We start from the raw sequence: 18,054 nt of genomic DNA on the forward strand, positions 1-18,054 counted from the left end.
AAAATGAAAGAGAGATGGAGGCAATGTCAAAACTAAATTTGTTAAAACAACTTCAAAATAACGCAGAATTAATGCTTAATTTACAAGAAATTGAGTTTAATATTAATAATTATCAACAGTTTGAGCCACTCTTTCAAGAATATTTAAATAATTATCATCAATGTGAAAAATTATTATCTTTATCTTTATGCCAACAACCATTTAAAGGTTATAAATATTATATTAAAAAAGAAAATGATAATTTGTTTTTAACACGAATTGAATGTGAGCATACAATAGCTATCAAAGAAAAAAATAAAGTTAAAAATAACTATGTTTATTATGACTTTAGTGATGAATTATTAAAATTACGATTAAATGATATTAAAAAAGATGAAAATTTTAATAATATGCATATTATTATTGGGGAAATGGTCAAATTTGTTAAAGGCCAACGAAAAAAAGGCTTATATATTTATGGCCAACCAGGAGTTGGCAAAACTTATTTATTAATTCGCTTAGCTAATGTTTTGGCAAATAATAATCGTAAAGTTGCTTTTATTTCAATAATTAATTTAATTAATCGAGTAAAAGAATCATTTAATCTTTTTAATAGTGAATCATCTTTAGTTGAAATTCTATTAGGAGCTGATGTCTTATTTTTAGATGATATTGGGGGAGAAACTGTTTCTCCATGAGTTCGTGATGATTTATTATTTCGTATTTTAAATGACCGTATTAGTCGTCAGTTACCAACTTTTTTTTCATCAAATTTTACAACAACAGCTTTAACAACAATTTATGCAAATATCAAAACTGAAATTAATGATAAAGAAATTAACAAAGTAAAAGCATTAAGAATTGTTGATCGGATCCGAGGATTAGCAACAGAATTAGAATTGTTAGGAAATAGTAGAAGAACTGATGAGGACTATGTGGAAAAATTAACAATCTAAGGAGATTTTCTCTTAGCCACATTTGTTAAAAGCAGTATGATTATATGTATTGTGGTTTCTAAAAATAAAGATGTTTTAATTATTTAGAAGTAATTAAAGAATTGAAATGGAAACAAGATATGAAAAGAATTTTTAATTTATTATTTACTACAACAACATTTTTTGAAGCTATTCCAAATTTACTGGGTAATAATTCAAATGAAATTCAAGAACAAATAACTATTTGGTTAGAAATGGATGAAACGGAGCGAAATCAATTATTGAATCATAGTATTGATGATTTAGAAATTACGCAACGTACACAAATTTGTTTAGAAAAAGCAAAAATTTATAGATTATCTGATTTAGTTTCAAAAACAGAAAATGAAATTAAAAATATTAAAAATTTAGGAGAAAAATCATTAACAGAAATTAAAGAAAAAATGCATGAGTTAGGTTTACACTTTCGACATTAAATTGGGAGATAGAAAAAACGAAATATTATAAATTATAAATACAAGTGTAATATTTTTATAATTATAATGTAAGTCATAAAATTACGGATGTAAAAGTTATTAATGAAGATTAATAACTTTAGACAATATTTGTTAGTTTAATAATAAAATATTACGTAGGATATAAAAATAGTTTTAATTAGTATTGTAAGCAATTAACAAGTTCAAGTTTTTCCTTAATAAAGTATTTGAAATAAAGCATCCTATCAATAAGATAACCTTTATTTGGATATTTTCTAATTTTCTTGCAAATTAGGCCTATAGGTTGTAAAATATATAATAAGTATGCAATGTTTTTATTGCAGACTAAGAGTATTAAATATATGTAGAGGAGAAAAAGTAGATGACAAAAATTGCAATTAACGGATTTGGACGTATTGGCCGTTTAGCTTTTAGAAGATTATTTGACGAAAAAAATGTTGAAATTTTCGCAATTAACGATTTAACAGAGGCAAAAACTTTAGCAACATTATTAGAACTTGATTCAGCCCAAGGAGGGTGAAAACGAGGAAAAATTTCTTCAGAAGAAGGATTTATTATTGTTGATGGGAAAAAAATAAATGTTTATGCCCAAAAAGACCCTACTGAGTTACCATGAGGTAAATTAGGAATTGATGTTGTTGTTGAATCAACAGGATTCTTTGCTGATCGTGCTGGTGCTTCAAAACATCTTACAGCCGGATCAAAAAAAGTTTTAATCTCAGCTCCAGCAAAAGGGACAGATGTTAAAACAATTGTTTATAATGTAAACCACAAGGAAATTAAAAAGGAAGATACTATTATTTCAGGAGCAAGCTGTACAACTAACTGTTTAGCACCAATGGCAAAAGTATTAGATGAAAAATTTGGAATTGAAAAAGGATACATGACAACTGTTCACGCGGTAACAAATGATCAAAGATTGTTGGACTTAGCACATGATGATTTAAGAAGAGCACGTGCTGCTTTTTCAAATATTGTTCCAACTAAAACAGGAGCAGCAGCAGCCGTTGCGTTAGTATTACCACAATTAGAAGGTAGATTTGATGGAATGGCATTACGTGTTCCAACTATTACTGGTTCAATCGTTGACTTAGCAGTTGAATTGAAAAAAACAACAACAGTTGAAGAAATTAATAATGCAATGAAAGCAGCAGCTTCAGAAACTTTTGGTTATAATACACAACCAATTGTTTCATCAGATATTATTGGTGAAACACATGGATCAATTTTTGATGCAACATTAACAAAAATTATTGAACGTGATGGTAAACAATTAGTTAAAGTATATGCATGATATGATAATGAAATGTCATATGTATCACAAATGGTACGTACATTATTATACTTTGCTACAGTTTAATTTAAAATATACAAAACACTAAAAAATATTTTAGTGTTTTTTTATTTTTCTAAAAAAGATATTTCTTATGCTATGATGTTTATATAAGAATTAATCTTATAAAAATAATCTAGAAAACTATCGTTACTATCGCTGGTTTATTTACGAGTTGATAATGGAGACAATTAAAGCAATTAAGGAGAGCAAAAAAATCAAAAATCCTATTTTAGAAAAGCATTTTAGTAATATTCGTGATCAACTAAAGTTAGTTTTAAATACAGAAAAAATTAATGATTCAACTCCAATTCAATTATTATATGATAATGTTCTTTTAATTCGGAATAATGGCCGTGTTATTACTGATGAAGATTTTACATATCGTTTAGAATTAGTCTTGGCTGATACTTATAAAACACTGTCATTACTAATTGATTCATTATTACAAAATGCTAAAACATTGGCTTTTAGTTATTTTAAAGAAAAATTAGATATTAAAGAATGACACGATAATTTATATGCTGATGCTGTTCAAATATTGAAAGAAAAATATTCTGATAAACTAATGCAAATAGATTTTATTTTATTATTTTTACAAAGGCATTAATTACCTTTTAAAAACCCTTATTTTATTGGTAAAAATACGATATAATTTATATTGTTAAACATATAACAATGAGAGGGATATATTATGAGTCAAAACAAGAAATTATTTTATGTTACAACCCCAATTTATTATCCAAGCGCACAATTACATATTGGACATGCATATACCACGACATTAGCTGATATTCTTAATCGTTATAAAAAAATGGCTGGCTATGAAACTTTCTTTTTAACAGGTAGCGATGAACATGGTGAAAAAATTGAAAAGAAAGCAAAAACTGCGGGAATAACGCCATATCAATTTATAACAATGATTGTTGATAATTTTAAATTATTATGAAATAAATTAGGAATTGAATATTCAAAGTTTATTCGTACCACTGATAAAGAACATGAAGTTGGAGTCCAAAAGATTTTTAGTAAATTATATAATAATGGGGATATTTACTTAGGAGAGTATGAAGGTTTGTATTGTGTTAGTTGTGAAGAATTTTTAACTGAAGCACAAATTGATAAGATAACAAACCAATGTTTAGTTTGTGGTAATAAGCCACAAAAAGTAAAAGAAGAAACATATTTCTTCAAAGTCTCAAAATATAGTCAATTTTTAATTAATTATTATAATAATCACCCCGGTTTTATTGAGCCAGAAGCAAGAAAAAATGAAATGTTAAATAATTTTATTTTACCGGGCTTAACTGATTTATCTGTTACTAGAACAACTTTTTCTTGGGGAATTAAAACATTAGAAAATGATAAACACATTATTTATGTTTGAATTGATGCCTTATCAAATTATTTAACAGCATTAGGTTATTTGTCAAATGATGATGCATTGTTTAATAAATTTTGAAATAATCCGGATGTTGAAATTTTACAATTATTAGGAAAAGAAATTGCTCGGTTTCACACTATTTATTGACCAAGTATGTTAGAAAGTTTAGGATTACGGCAACCTAATAAACTTTTATCGCATGGTTGAATTTTATTTAAAGATACTAAAATGAGTAAATCAATTGGAAATGTTGTTGATCCATTATATTTAATTGATAAATATGGGCGTGATACATTACGGTTTTATTTAGGATATGAAATTCCAACTGAAAATGATGGTAAATTTTCTTATGAAATGTTTTTAGAATCATACAATGCTCATTTAGTCAACAATATCGGGAACTTGGTATCACGAGTAAGTAATATGATTAGCAAATATTTTAATGGACAGTTAGTAAAACAACAACAATTGGATAATGTATTAATTGAAAGTTGTGTTCAAGCGGTGCAAAATTATCAACAAGCAATGGATGCTTATCAAATTTCAGAAGGATTAAGCATGATTTTAGAACTATGTAATAAGGCGAATAAATATATTGAAGAAAATAAACCTTGGGAATTAGAAAAAAACAAAAATATGGAGCAATTACATGAAACTTTAGCAAGTTTAGCTTATACTATTATCGTTAGCGCCTTTTTATTGCAGCCAGTTTTAGTTGATAATGCCCAAAAGATTGCCGATTATTTTAATGTTAATTTAACTAATTTAACATTTAAAACAATTTTAATGCAAGAAATCATATATAATAAAACGATAGAGAAAAAAGAAAACTTATTTAATCGTGTTAATGTAGAACAAGAATTAAAACAAATTGAAACAGAATTAAATTAATATAAAAGTAATAAAGGAGGGAGTTTAATGAAAAAATATGATGTAATTGTAATTGGTGCTGGTCATGCTGGAGTTGAAGCAAGTTTAGCTGCAGCAAGAATGCAGAAGAAAACATTATTAGTTACTTTGCATAAAGATAAAATTGCATTAATGCCATGTAATCCCTCAATTGGTGGTCCAGCGAAAGGGATTGTTGTTCGTGAAATTGACGCCATCGGTGGTGAAATGGCAAAAGCAGCTGATGCAACAGCTTTGCAAATGAAATTATTAAATTCTTCGCGAGGGCCTGCTGTATGAGCTTTACGTGCTCAATCAGATAAAATTCAATATGCAAAATATATGCAAAAAGTAATTGAAAAGCAAGATAATTTAGATTTATATGAAGGAGCAGTTCAATCCTTATTGGTTGATGATGATAATAATTGTTATGGGGTAATGTTAAAAGACCAAACACAATTTTTTGCCAAAAAAGTTATTTTAACAACAGGAACATATATGCAATCTTTAGTGTTACAAGGAATGACAAAAAAAGCAGAAGGACCTGATGGCGATATTACAACAGCAGGGTTATCAACGCAGTTAAAACATTTAGGGTTTGAATTATTTCGCCTAAAAACTGGCACACCAGCACGAGTTCTTAATACTTCAATTGATTATAGCAAAGCACAACCAGAACCAGGAAGTGATTTGCAACTAGCCTTTTCTTATTCAACAAAAACATTTACACCGTTAGAAGAGCAAGAATTATGTTGATTAATTCATTCAACACCAAAAACACATAGTATTGTGCAAAACAATTTAACAGCATCAGCAATGTACTCTGGGAATGTAAAAGGAACGGGACCACGTTATTGTCCAAGTTTTGAGGATAAAATTGTGCGCTTTGCTGATAAACCACGTCATCAAATATTTTTAGAACCAGAATCAAAGAGTTTAAATACAATTTATGTTCAAGGGTTTTCAACTTCAATGCCAATTGATGTACAAGAAAAGATGCTCCGTTCCTTGCCTGGATTCGAAAATGTTGAAGTTTTAAAATGAGCTTATGCAATTGAATATGATGCGGTTGTACCAACACAGTTAAAACATACATTAGAAACAAAAAAAATTAAAAATTTATATACAGCAGGTCAAATCAATGGAACAAGTGGATATGAAGAAGCTGCTTGTCAAGGTTTAATGGCTGGAATTAATGCTGTTTTAAGTATTGATCAAAAAGAACCTTTCATTTTACGTCGTGATCAAGCTTATATTGGAGTATTAATTGATGATTTAATTACAAAAGGAACGGAAGAACCTTATCGTTTATTAACTTCCCGTGCCGAATATCGCTTATTATTGCGGAATGATAATTCTGAAGAACGGTTAAAAAATTATGCTTATCAATTAGGTTTAATTGATCAAAAAAGTTGAACAGAATATCAAAATAATGTGCAAAGTTATAATGAAGTAATGCAATTATTAAAAGAAACTTATTTCACGGCAAAATCACCATTAATTCAAAAGTTAGATAACTTAGGTGTTACCAAGATTACAGAACGCATTTCTGGTTATAATTTATTAAAACGACCAAATATTGAGTTAAAATATTTAGAGGATGAGTTACCACCGTTAAATAATTTAAAATCATTTTTAAAACAAAACTTATTAATTAATATTCGCTTTGAAGGATATATAAAAAAAGAACAAGAAATTGCTTTAAAAACAATTAAGTTGGAAAATAAATTAATTCCGGCTAATTTAAATTATGACTTAGTAGATAACTTAGCACTTGAAGCACGAGAAAAATTTAAAAAGATTCGACCAATTTCAATTGGTCAAGCAAATCGAATTTCAGGAATCAATCCAGCTGATATTCAAATGCTTTTGTTTCATTTAAAAAAAAGGGAATTGGATGCAAATAGATAAGAGGGTGAAGTATGAAATTATATAATACTTTGACTCGTAATTTTACAGATTATAGTCAAACAAAAAAAATTAATATTTATGGTTGTGGACCAACTGTCTATAATTACATTCATATTGGTAATGCTCGCGCAATTATTACTGTTGATTTATTAGTTAGTTTTTTACAATTTCAACAAATTGAGGTTAATTATATTCAAAATTATACGGATATTGATGATAAGATTATTGCTAAAGCAGCAGCAGAACATAAAACTGAACAAGAGATTGCAGAATTTTATATTAAAGCTTTTGAAGAAGATGTTTTTAATTTAAATGTTAGAACACCAACTAAGTGAGTACGAGTAACAGACCATGTTAAAGATATTGTTACTTTTATTCAAAAATTAGTTAAAATTAATGCTGCATATGAAGTTAATGGTAGTGTATATTTTGATATTGCAAAATATCAAACACAATATGGACAATTAGCTAATAAAAAAATTTCAGAATTAGAAGCTAATGCTCGAATTGAGCATGATGCTAACAAACATAGTCAATATGACTTTGCATTATGAAAGCAAACAACAGAAGGGATTTCTTTCCCCTTTTATGATCAAAAAGGTAAATTATATCAAGGTCGTCCAGGATGACATACTGAATGTGCTGTCTTAATTGATAAATTTTTTCATAAAGAAACAATTGACATTCATGCCGGAGGAATTGATTTAGTTTTTCCTCATCATGAAAATGAACGAATTCAATTTTTCGCAAAAAATAATAAGGAAATCGCAAAAATTTGAATGCATAATGGGCATTTAAATGTTGCTGATAAAAAAATGAGTAAATCTTTAAATAATACTATTTTAGTTCGTGATTTTATTAAATTATATGGGGCAAATACATTACGTTACTTATTATATGCAACTAATTATACACAACCATTAAATGTAACAGAAACTTTAATTATTAGTGCGCAAGGTGAAACAGAAAAGATTTTTAAAGTGTTAAAAGCAATAAATTTATATTTAGTTGAATATGATTTAAATTATAATTTAACACAACATGGCCACAATGTTAAGGAAGTCCTTGCTGAGTTAGCAAATAATTTGAATAGCCCGAATGTTTTAAATATTATTAGTAAAATGACTAAAATTATTAATACTCAATTACGTGACAAAAAACTTAATTTACAACTTGCTAGTGATTTTTATAATATTATTTTTAATATTATGAATTTTAATTTTAAATTACCATTAATTAGTAGTGAAATTCGTAAATATTTATTAGAATGAATTAAGTCAAAAAATAATAAGGATTTTGTCAAAGCAGATGAACTTCGTAAGGTTTTAGTAGAAAAAGATATTTTGTAACATAATGAAACAAAAAGAAATTAATGTTATTGGCGCTGGGTTAGCAGGCTGTGAAATTGCTTACCAGTTAGCAAAACTTGGTTTAAAAGTAAAATTATATGAAGCAAAAACATTATTTAAAAATCCAGTTCAAAAATTAGATACATTTGCAGAATTAGTTTGTTCTAATTCTTTTCGTAGTGTTTCGAAAGAAAATGCAATTGGTATTTTAAAAGAAGAGTTAAAATTATTAGATTCTTTAATTTTAAAAACAGCTTATGATGTCCAAATTACTGCTGATGATGCGCTTAGTGTTGACCGCGAGTTATTTTCACAAAAAGTTACAGCAACTTTAATAAATCATCCTAATATTAATATTATTTATGATGAATTTATTAAAATAGATCCAAAACAAATTACCATTATTGCTGTTGGACCATTAGTAACAGCAAATTTTGCTTTTGAACTTAAGAAGTTAATTGGGTAAGAAAGCATTGTGTTATTATGATGGTTCAGCTCCAATTATAACAAAAGCTGGAATTGTTTTTTCAAAAGCATATTATGGCGCACGACACTCAGAACAAAAAGATTATATTATTTGTCCATTAACAGAAGATGAATTTAATCAATTAGTTACCGAATTAGTAAAAGCAAAACGAGTACCTATTGCAGATTTTGAAAAATATTTTAAAGGTTATCAACCAATTGAGATTATGGCACAAACATCACGAAAAATTCTTTTGAATGGTCCAATGAGTAGTAATCATTTAATAGGCAAAAATGGTAAGCAACCGTTTGAGGTGGTTCAATTACGACAAGATAATGTAATTGATAGTTTATATAATTTAGTAGGCTGACAGACAAATCTAACGTGACCAGAACAAAAACGAATTATTAAACAATTTATTCCAGGGTTAGCAAAAGTAGATATTGTTCGATATGGAGTTTTACATAAAAATAATTATATTAATTCTCCAAAAGTTTTAAATCAATTTTTACAATATAAACAAAATAATATTTTTTTTTGCTGGTCAAATTATTGGTGTAGAAGGTTATTTAGAATCAGCGGCAGCAGGATTATTATATGCCTTAAATGTCTATCAATATGTAATGGATTTACCATTAATTAAATTTCCTTCAGAAACTATGCTAGTAGCATTAGTTAACTATGTTACAAATCCAAAACAACGAGATTTAAAACCGATGAAAGCAAATATTGGCATCGTGCCAACTTTAACAACTAAATTCAAAAGTAAAACAGAGAAAAATTTAGCAATTTATTCTCGAACAATAAAAAAATTAAAAGAAACTATTAAAAAATATCAAATTAAATTATAATACTTATAAAGAAATTTATTAATATTGGTTATGGATAATAAAACAGGAAAAGGAAGAAAATATGCAAGAATATATATACATTTATGGAATTAATCCTGTTGTGGAATCATTATTAAATCCAGCAGTGAAAATTAATAAACTTTATTTATTACCACAAGGGAAAAATAATGATTATTATTTAAAACTAGCTAAAAGTCGTCAACTTAAGGTTGTATTTTGTTCAGCAGTTGAAATGACAACGCTTGTACAAACTAGTAAGCATCAAAGTTTGATATTAGAAATTTGTAAACCACAAAATTATTCATTAGCTTCGATAACAACAAAAGCATTACAAAATAAACATCCATTTTTATTAGTTCTTGATCAAATTTCTGACCCACATAATTTTGGTGCAATTTTGCGAACTTGTGATTTGTTTAATGTTGATGGGGTTATTATTTTAGATAAACGACAAGTTGATATTAATGCTACTGTTGCCAAAACATCTGCCGGTGCTTTTAATTATGTTCCAGTTTGTCGAGTAAATAATTTAACTAATGCAATTGAATATTTAAAAAAACAAGGGTTTTGAATCTATGCAACAAGTTTAAACACAAAAGCACAAAATGTAAGTGAATTAAAATATGATATCCCAATTTGTCTAATCGTCGGTAATGAAGGAACAGGAATTAGTGCAAAATTATTAAAGCATGCTGATTTTAATATTTATATTCCAACAGCAGGTCATCTTGATTCTTTAAATGTATCGGTTGCTAGTGCTATTTTAATTTATCAAATTAAAATGTTGCAACAATAGAATTTAATTTAGAAAGGATTTGACTATTGTTACGATGAATGAATATGAATTACTTTATTTATTTCAAGAAGGTCATAATAAGACAGCATTATTTAGTTTATATAAATTTTATGCGCCCTTTCTAGAAAATGTTAAGCGACGAGCTTTTTATAAGTATTTTGGGTTACCAATTGAATTAGCTGATTTAGAAAGTTTAAAATATTTTTCAGTATTAGAAAGTGCCAAAAAGATGATAATTTTTCTAATAAAATGGCTTGTTTTGATGAACAAAAACAAATTATTAAAATATTTTATCAACGATTGTCGCCCTTAGAAAAAGAAGTATTTCGATTATGGTTTGCTGGTGAAAATATTTATAATATTCATCAGTTATTAGGGTTGAATTATTGCCAAGTTGATAATGCAATGCAACGAATTATGCAAAAAACAAGAGATTTTTATAAAAATAGTTAATTAAGTATATGAATATTGTTATTAATATACTATAATTAGTTATGGTGAATATTATGCGCGAAAAGATTATATTAGTATGTTCCGAATGTTTAAATCGAAACTATACAACATTTAAAAACAAGATGGCACAGAAAGAACGATTAGAAATAAATAAGTTTTGTAAAACATGTAATAAACATACTAAACATAAAGAAACAAGGTAGGTGTTTGCAATGGAAAAAAATGAAAAATCAAAAAAGAAAATTAAAACTGTTTTAACAAAAGAAGAAAAAAAAGCGTTAAAAATTCAAAAGAAAAATGAAAAAGCAGCGCTAATTTTTCAGAAAAAAGCAAGTAAAACAGCACCAATTCAAGTTGGAACAAGAAAAATAAGCACAACACCAGAAGTTGATGAAAATGGTGAACCAATTAAAAAAGGTCTTTTTAAGCGTAAAAATTCAAATAAAAGTAAAAAAACAAATTGAAAATTAGCTTTTCGTGAATTTCCTGTCAAAATGGCAAAAGAAGTTACAAGAATTCGATGAACAAGTAAGGGTAGTTTAGGGCGCAAGTTTTTAATCACAATTTTATTTATTATTGCTTTTGCGGTGTTTTATTTAGTATTAGATTTAGTTTTACATCATTTATTAACTGTTGCTCGCATTATATAATTAATAAATAGGTTTAAAAGGAGTAAAGTAATGTTAGGAAAAAACACAATAACAGATGAAATCATTGATAATGATAAAAGTGAAGACAAAGAAACTTTAGAAGATATTACGAAGTATCCTGGAAAATGATATGTAATTAATTGTTATTCTGGGCATGAAGATCGTGTTCGTGATGACTTAATTCAGCGGGTAGAATCATTAAATATGAAAGATGTTGTTTTTGATATTAGAGTTATAAAAGAGACAGTTTCAGCCAAAAAAGGAGGAAAACTAATAGAAAAAGAGAAAAATCTTTATCCAGGTTATATTTTTATTAATATGATTATGAATGATGAAGCTTGATATATTGTTCGGAACACAACAGGGGTTACTGGATTTATTGGTTCATCAGGGCGAGGAACAAAACCTTTTCCTTTAACAGATCAAGAAGCAAGAACAATGCTTTCAAAATCATTGGCAGCTAAAAAAACAGCAACAAAGCAAGGAAAAAAAGTTAAAAAAGTATTTGTGGCAAACTTTGAAGTTAATGATTATGTTCGAATTTTATCAGGAACTTTTACTGAGATGGAAGGACAAGTAACAAAAATTGACACTTCAAAAGGGATTGCAATAGTAAATTTAGAAATGTTTGGTCGTTTGACACCTACTGAGGTTGAATTTGACCAATGTGAAAAAATTGGGTAGGTTAGCATAGCAAATTAATATTAATTTTTGTTATGCTTTTTTAAAATGATAAATGTAAACCGTTTAACTGATGATACTTTTTTTATGCAAAATGCTGTTGTTGTTGCACGCGAATTATTAGGAAAATATTTAGTTCGAATTATTAATGGGAAAAAAATTGTTTGTAAAATTATTGAAACCGAAGCTTATGATGGACCTGATGATGATGCTAATCATGGGTTTAACAATAACCGTAGTTCTCGTAATAAAACACTTTTTTGAAAAGGCGGTTTTGCACATGTTTTTCTAATTTACGGAATGTATTATTGCTTTAATATTGTTACTGATAAAACTGATTATCCAAGTGCAGTTTTATTACGCGCTGGTGAAATTATTATTGATGAAACAGTTCCTGGCTTTGTTTCAACACCACAGTTAGCAAATGGTCCTGGGAAGTTGTCACGCTATTTAAAAATTACTAAAGCTGATGATGGTCATGCCCTGCTAGAAAGTTCGGTTTTATATCTTGTCGAAGATATCGTTCTACCTACAATTGACATTACAACAACATCACGAGTCAACATTGAGTATGCAACAAATTTTAAATTAAAACCATATCGATTTTATATTACAGATCACAAGGCAGTTTCGAAAAAATAAGAGGTTAAAATGAATAAAGCAAAAAAAGCAGAAATTTGAAAGGTCCACCGAGAATTTCCTTATCTTGAGATTAGCAATATGGGACGTGTTCGTAATATTGTAACAAAGAAAATTAAGGAATTAAAGAAACCCAAAAACACTAATTATTATTTAATTCGTCGTCGTGAAGACGGAAAAACAAAAACAAGACCATTACATAAATTGGTTGTTGAATTGTTTATTGGTTCAGTTCCACCAAATATGACAATTGATCATATTAATGGTAACCCACGTGATAATAGAGCAGAAAATTTAGAAATTGTTTCAAAACGAGAAAATACAATTCGACAAATTAGGATGTGATCACATCCGCATAGTTTTTATAATCGTGATTTAGTGGAAGCACATAGTGAGAAACGATGAATGTATCGTGGTGAACTATATAATTGAATTGAAATTTTAAAACTATTACATGCTAAAGGAATTATTTACTATCAAGTTAAATGAAAAGGAAGTAGTAAAGGACGCATTGGTCAATTACCAAATGGTGAAACAATTATGCGTGTCAAAAATATTGATTCTAATAATGATGATGATGATGATTTTTAAAAAAACTATTATGTTGTTCATTCATAATAGTTTTTTTAAAAAACAACTTGTGATTTAAGCCCAATACTAGCTGTTAAGTCAACAGTACCATGATAGTTTAATTTAATAGCATCAACAAGCGTTGCTGAAACACAAACATCTAAAGCAACACCAACAATGACTAAGTTGGTAACCTTGTGTTCTTGAAGAAATTCATGTAATCCATTTGAAGTTTGATTATCACTAAAAAAACCACTGTAACTATCAGCATCTTGTTGTGTTCCTTTTAAAATAATATGATCAAATTGCGTTGTAGTTAATTTATAAAACTCACTGCCAAAGGTATTTGCAATACAATGTGGACCTCATTTGGCAAATGAGCAATGATTATTAGGATGAAAATCTTTTGTTGCAATAACTAAATCATCATTATTCTGAAATTCAGCAATTAAAGCAACAATTTTTTCATATAGTTTTTCTGCTCCTGGAACATATAATGCTCCATTAGGGTCAACAAAATCATTTTGATAATCAACGACAATTAAAGCTTTTTTATTCATTTTATACTCCTTTTAATTATTTCTTAACTATTTATATATTACCAAATATATTGTTATAATGTTAAAAGCAATTAAAAGTTATGGGGGATATCGATGATTAAATTAATTAAAACAGCTTTACCAGCATTACAAATTACACCTGAACAAGAAAAACAGTTACAAGTATATTATCAATATTTAATTGAACAAAACCAAATTATGAATTTAACCACAATTATTAAGGAAGAAGAGGTTTATCTTAAACATTTTCTTGATTCAGGATTATTATTAAAAGAATTCTCATTTTCTAAGGAGATGACAGTTAGTGATGTTGGTAGTGGGGCTGGTTTTCCAGGGCTTGTTTTAAAAATTCTTTGTCCAACAATTAAATTAACAATTATTGAATCGTTAGAAAAACGATGTTTATTTTTACAACGATTAGTGCTGAAGTTACAGTTAAAAGGTGTTGAAATTATTCATGCTCGAGCAGAAGAATATAGTTGAGCGCATTCTGAATCTTTTGATATTGTTGTTTCTCGTGCTGTTGCTAATTTAGGTATGCTATTAGAATTGGTAGTGCGAATGGTTAAAACATCAGCAATGATTATTTGTTATAAAGGACCAAATGTTAATGCTGAATTGCAGGCAGCGCAAAAAACTTTATCTGTTTTGAATTTAAAATTAGAAAAAATTCAACATGAAACAATTTTACAACTTGGTGAACGGAACATATGTTATTTTATTAAGACAAGACCAACTGTAGAACCGTACCCACGTCGGTTTAATCAAATAAAAAAATTTCCAATTGGATAAAGTGTTATATAATAATAATGTATAAAATTATAAGATGCAACGGAACAGAAAGGACAATTATGGGAAAAATTATTGCAATCACAAACCAAAAAGGTGGCGTTGGTAAAACAACAACTTCGATTAACTTAGCGGCCGGATTGGCACGTACTGGACGAAAAATTTTATTAGTTGATATTGATCCCCAAGGAAATGCAACAACGGGGACAGGGGCTAATAAAGAAGAAATTCATGAAAGTATGTATGATGTTTTAGTTGGACAAATCCCATTAAAAAATATTATTATTTCAGACATTATAACTAATGTTGATTTAGCACCAGCAACCATTTCATTAGCGGGGGCAGATATTTATTTGATGGAAAGAACAGAAGATAACCAAAGCATTTTATTAGAGCGGATTAAACCGGTTCGTGATAAATATGATTTTATTTTAATTGATTGTCCTCCTTCTTTAGGATTGATTAATCGAAATGCACTAGCTTGTGCTGATTCTGTTTTAATTCCAATTCAAGCAGAGTATTATCCGTTAGAAGGTTTAGCACAGTTATTAACAACAATTCATTTTGTTCAAAAAATGTTTAATGAAAGTTTAACAATTGAAGGAATTGTTTTAACAATGTTTGATTCAAGAACAAAATTATCATTTGAAGTGATGACGGAAGTTAAAAAATATTTTAATGAAAAAGTTTATCGAACACATATTCCAAGAAATGTTAAAATTAGTGAATCACCATCACATGGTTTAAGTATTTTTGAATATGATAAAGGTGGTGCAGGTGCAGTTGCGTATGAAGAATTAGCGAGAGAGGTGTTGGCAAACAATGGCGAGTAATACTAAAAGTCGACTAAGTTCAAAAGGGTTAGATAAAATTTTTGGTGAAGGAATCAACGAAGTAATTAAAGGGATTGAAAGTAATGATGCTTTAAAAGAAACAGCAAATGAAATTGCATTAGCGGAAATTTTTCCTAATCCGCATCAACCCCGCAAAAATTTTAACGAAGAAGAGTTAACAGAATTAGCACAGTCAATTAAAGAATATGGTTTAATTCAACCTATTATTGTGAAAAAAACTAATAATGGTTATTATTTAGTTGCCGGAGAACGTCGTAGTCGTGCCGCAAAATTAGCCGGATTAACAACGATTCCAGCAATTGTAGCTGATTTTAATGATCAGCAAATGAAAGAAGTTGCTTTAATTGAAAATATTCAACGAGTTGATTTAAATTCAATTGAAGAAGCTAATGCTTATAAAGAATTGATTGAATTATTACGTTTAACACAAGAAGAATTAGCACAACGAATTGGAAAATCACGTAGTCATGTCACAAATACAATGCGATTATTAAATTTACCAACTGAAGTGCAAACCTTGTTATTAGAAAATAAAGTAACAATGGGCCAAGTTAAACCATTAATTAGTTTAAATGTTGACAAAAATGAATTTAAAAACATTATTAATAAGATTATTAATTTAAATTTAAATGCGCGTCAGGTTGAAGAATTAGTAAAAGAATACAATCCAAAAATAACGAAACCATTGATTGAACATTCAGAGAAGGATTCGTCAAAAAGAGCTGTTAATGAATTTTTGGAAAATAAAATAATGCGAAGATTAGGAACTAAAGTAGTCATTGATACTGATAAAATTCTTATCAAGTATACTGGAATTAAAGATTTAAACCGTATTTTAGAATTATTAGGTTTAATTGACGATTAATTAATAGTAAGGAAGAACATAATGGCATTAAAAATGGGAATAGTTGGCTTACCAAACGTTGGTAAATCCACTTTATTTAACTCAATTACAAATTCACAAGTTGAAGCGGCTAATTATCCATTTGCAACAATTAATCCAAATGTTGGAACAGTGGCCGTTCCTGATGAACGAATGGATACTTTAATTGCCCTTTGTGCTCCCGATAAGGCAATTCATAGTACTTTTGAATTTTATGATATTGCAGGATTAATTGCGGGAGCTAGCAAAGGCGAAGGTTTAGGAAATGCTTTTTTGCAAAATATTCGAGAAACTGATGCAATTTCTATGGTTATCCGTTGTTTTGATAATAAAGATATTACCCACGTTGAAGGAACAATTGATCCAATTCGTGATATTGAAATTATTAATTTAGAATTAATTATTTCTGACCAAGAACAAATTAAAAAACGAATTGATAAAATTGGTAAAAAAGCACAAACTTTTAAACAAAAAGAAGATGTTTTTGAATATGAATTGTTATTAAAGTTAGGGACAGCATTAGAAGAAAATAAATTATTAAAAGATTTAACATTATCAGATGATGAACTAAGAGTAGTAAAAAATTTTAATTTATTAACAATTAAACCTTTTATTTATGTTGCGAATGTTGCAGAAAGTGATTTAAATCAACCAGATAATTTTTATGTTAAAACAGTTAAAGAATATGCTCAACAAAAAGAAATTGAAGTAGTTGTTATTTGTGCTAAAACTGAAGAAGAATTATCAGCATTAGAACCAGATGATCGGAAGTTATTAATGACTGATTATGGTATTAAAGAAGCCGGTTTAAGCCAATTAATTAAAAAATCTTATGCTTTATTAGGCCTCCAAACATTTTTTACTGCTGGCAAGCAAGAAGTACGAGCATGAACTTTTAAAAAAGGAGCTACAGCGCCAATGTGTGCAGGAATTATTCATTCTGATTTTGAGCGCGGTTTTATTCGGGCAGAAGTTTATTCATATGATGATTTAGTTAAATATGGTAGTGAAAAATCTGTCAAAGAAAATGGACGTTTACGAAGCGAAGGAAAAACTTATGTTATGCAAGATGGTGATATATGTTTTTTTAAATTTAATGTCTAAGGAAAAAATGCGAGTTGGCAATAGCTATGATTTACATAATTTAAAAATGGGAACAGGTTTTTATTTGGGGGGAATTCTTATTCCATGCCAATACCAAGTTGAAGCTGTTTCTGATGGTGATATTTTGTTGCATACAATTAGTGAAGCAATTATTGGAGCCTTAGGATTGGGTGATTTAGGTGAATGATTTGATGAAACAAATAAAAAAATTAATTCACAGTTAATTTTAAAAAAAGCATTAACATTAATGGCTGAGCAGAATTATCAAATTAGTAATATTGATACAACAATTATTATTGATGAACCACGTTTACAAAAACATAAAAAAGCAATTAAAACTAATTTACAAAAATTATTACAAATTTCAGCTGAAAAAATTAATTTAAAAGCAACAACTACTGAACAAAATTTTCCAAATATTATTCAAAGTTATACAACATTATTACTATTAAAAGAAAATGATTAGGTAAAAGGTTAGAATA

At 28.0% G+C, this 18,054-nt stretch carries 20 protein-coding genes and 1 pseudogene; 20 read left to right on the plus strand and 1 reads right to left on the minus strand.

The window, feature by feature from the left end:
• The first annotated feature begins 23 nt into the window (after positions 1-23).
• From SCITRI_RS01145 to SCITRI_RS01215, 15 genes and pseudogenes are all read left to right on the plus strand, one after another.
• Positions 24-935, plus strand: coding sequence for an ATP-binding protein (locus SCITRI_RS01145; protein WP_071938044.1), 912 nt, complete (start codon positions 24-26; stop codon positions 933-935).
• Between the two features lie 119 nt (positions 936-1,054).
• The gene (locus tag SCITRI_RS01150) at positions 1,055-1,390 is read left to right on the plus strand and encodes a DNA-directed RNA polymerase subunit alpha C-terminal domain-containing protein (RefSeq protein WP_071891922.1); all 336 of its coding nucleotides are present in this window, start codon (positions 1,055-1,057) and stop codon (positions 1,388-1,390) included.
• Between the two features lie 382 nt (positions 1,391-1,772).
• Positions 1,773-2,771, plus strand: coding sequence for a type I glyceraldehyde-3-phosphate dehydrogenase (gene gap, locus SCITRI_RS01155; RefSeq protein WP_071891927.1), 999 nt, complete (start codon positions 1,773-1,775; stop codon positions 2,769-2,771).
• Between the two features lie 154 nt (positions 2,772-2,925).
• Entirely contained in the window at positions 2,926-3,354 is a 429-nt protein-coding gene (locus SCITRI_RS11015; RefSeq protein ID WP_237238006.1) for a hypothetical protein, read from the plus strand.
• An 84-nt stretch (positions 3,355-3,438) separates the two neighbouring features.
• A complete protein-coding gene (metG, locus tag SCITRI_RS01165) occupies positions 3,439-5,019 on the plus strand; it encodes a methionine--tRNA ligase (protein WP_071891931.1) in 1,581 nt (526 codons plus the stop codon).
• Between the two features lie 24 nt (positions 5,020-5,043).
• Positions 5,044-6,927 carry a tRNA uridine-5-carboxymethylaminomethyl(34) synthesis enzyme MnmG gene (gene mnmG / locus SCITRI_RS01170; protein WP_408641585.1) on the plus strand — a complete coding sequence of 628 codons (1,884 nt, stop codon included), beginning with the start codon at positions 5,044-5,046 and terminating at the stop codon, positions 6,925-6,927.
• An 11-nt stretch (positions 6,928-6,938) separates the two neighbouring features.
• The gene (gene cysS / locus SCITRI_RS01175) at positions 6,939-8,276 is read left to right on the plus strand and encodes a cysteine--tRNA ligase (protein ID WP_071891939.1); all 1,338 of its coding nucleotides are present in this window, start codon (positions 6,939-6,941) and stop codon (positions 8,274-8,276) included.
• Between the two features lie 4 nt (positions 8,277-8,280).
• Positions 8,281-9,593: pseudogene (gene trmFO, locus SCITRI_RS12400) on the plus strand (methylenetetrahydrofolate--tRNA-(uracil(54)-C(5))-methyltransferase (FADH(2)-oxidizing) TrmFO).
• A 61-nt stretch (positions 9,594-9,654) separates the two neighbouring features.
• A complete protein-coding gene (gene rlmB, locus SCITRI_RS01185) occupies positions 9,655-10,389 on the plus strand; it encodes a 23S rRNA (guanosine(2251)-2'-O)-methyltransferase RlmB (protein ID WP_071891944.1) in 735 nt (244 codons plus the stop codon).
• Between the two features lie 249 nt (positions 10,390-10,638).
• Complete coding sequence (locus SCITRI_RS11025) at positions 10,639-10,842, plus strand: hypothetical protein (RefSeq protein WP_237238007.1); 204 nt, start codon at positions 10,639-10,641, stop codon at positions 10,840-10,842.
• A gap of 53 nt (positions 10,843-10,895) precedes the next feature.
• Positions 10,896-11,045, plus strand: a complete 150-nt coding sequence (gene rpmG / locus SCITRI_RS01195; RefSeq protein WP_071891946.1) for a 50S ribosomal protein L33 — start codon at positions 10,896-10,898, stop codon at positions 11,043-11,045.
• A 9-nt stretch (positions 11,046-11,054) separates the two neighbouring features.
• Entirely contained in the window at positions 11,055-11,492 is a 438-nt protein-coding gene (gene secE, locus SCITRI_RS01200; protein WP_004028374.1) for a preprotein translocase subunit SecE, read from the plus strand.
• A gap of 30 nt (positions 11,493-11,522) precedes the next feature.
• The gene (gene nusG, locus SCITRI_RS01205) at positions 11,523-12,176 is read left to right on the plus strand and encodes a transcription termination/antitermination protein NusG (RefSeq protein WP_071891950.1); all 654 of its coding nucleotides are present in this window, start codon (positions 11,523-11,525) and stop codon (positions 12,174-12,176) included.
• Positions 12,177-12,221: 45 nt separating this feature from the next.
• A complete protein-coding gene (locus tag SCITRI_RS01210; protein ID WP_071891953.1) occupies positions 12,222-12,815 on the plus strand; it encodes a DNA-3-methyladenine glycosylase in 594 nt (197 codons plus the stop codon).
• Positions 12,816-12,824: 9 nt separating this feature from the next.
• Positions 12,825-13,403 carry an HNH endonuclease signature motif containing protein gene (locus tag SCITRI_RS01215; protein ID WP_071891957.1) on the plus strand — a complete coding sequence of 193 codons (579 nt, stop codon included), beginning with the start codon at positions 12,825-12,827 and terminating at the stop codon, positions 13,401-13,403.
• Positions 13,404-13,438: 35 nt separating this feature from the next.
• Here SCITRI_RS01215 and SCITRI_RS01220 read toward each other — a convergent pair whose 3' ends face one another.
• Positions 13,439-13,942 (minus strand): isochorismatase family protein, encoded by a 504-nt coding sequence (locus tag SCITRI_RS01220; protein WP_071891961.1) that lies wholly within the window; start codon positions 13,940-13,942, stop codon positions 13,439-13,441.
• Positions 13,943-14,035: 93 nt separating this feature from the next.
• On the opposite strand from SCITRI_RS01220, the gene rsmG reads away from it, so the two are divergent.
• Genes rsmG through ispF form a run of 5 tightly spaced genes read left to right on the plus strand, consistent with a single transcriptional unit; the run spans position 14,036 to position 18,038 of the window.
• Positions 14,036-14,734, plus strand: coding sequence for a 16S rRNA (guanine(527)-N(7))-methyltransferase RsmG (rsmG, locus tag SCITRI_RS01225; RefSeq protein WP_071891966.1), 699 nt, complete (start codon positions 14,036-14,038; stop codon positions 14,732-14,734).
• A gap of 59 nt (positions 14,735-14,793) precedes the next feature.
• On the plus strand, positions 14,794-15,564 hold the full coding sequence (locus SCITRI_RS01230) for a ParA family protein (RefSeq protein WP_071891969.1): 771 nt from the start codon (positions 14,794-14,796) through the stop codon (positions 15,562-15,564).
• Complete coding sequence (locus tag SCITRI_RS01235) at positions 15,554-16,450, plus strand: ParB/RepB/Spo0J family partition protein (protein ID WP_071891973.1); 897 nt, start codon at positions 15,554-15,556, stop codon at positions 16,448-16,450. Before SCITRI_RS01230 ends, SCITRI_RS01235 begins: the two co-directional genes overlap by 11 nt.
• A gap of 21 nt (positions 16,451-16,471) precedes the next feature.
• Positions 16,472-17,572 (plus strand): redox-regulated ATPase YchF, encoded by a 1,101-nt coding sequence (ychF, locus tag SCITRI_RS01240; RefSeq protein WP_071891977.1) that lies wholly within the window; start codon positions 16,472-16,474, stop codon positions 17,570-17,572.
• A gap of 7 nt (positions 17,573-17,579) precedes the next feature.
• Positions 17,580-18,038 (plus strand): 2-C-methyl-D-erythritol 2,4-cyclodiphosphate synthase, encoded by a 459-nt coding sequence (gene ispF, locus SCITRI_RS01245; RefSeq protein ID WP_071938045.1) that lies wholly within the window; start codon positions 17,580-17,582, stop codon positions 18,036-18,038.
• The last annotated feature ends 16 nt before the right edge of the window (positions 18,039-18,054 follow it).

It is taken from the genome of Spiroplasma citri, assembly GCF_001886855.1.
GTDB lineage: Bacteria > Bacillota_I > Bacilli_A > Mycoplasmatales > Mycoplasmataceae > Spiroplasma > Spiroplasma citri.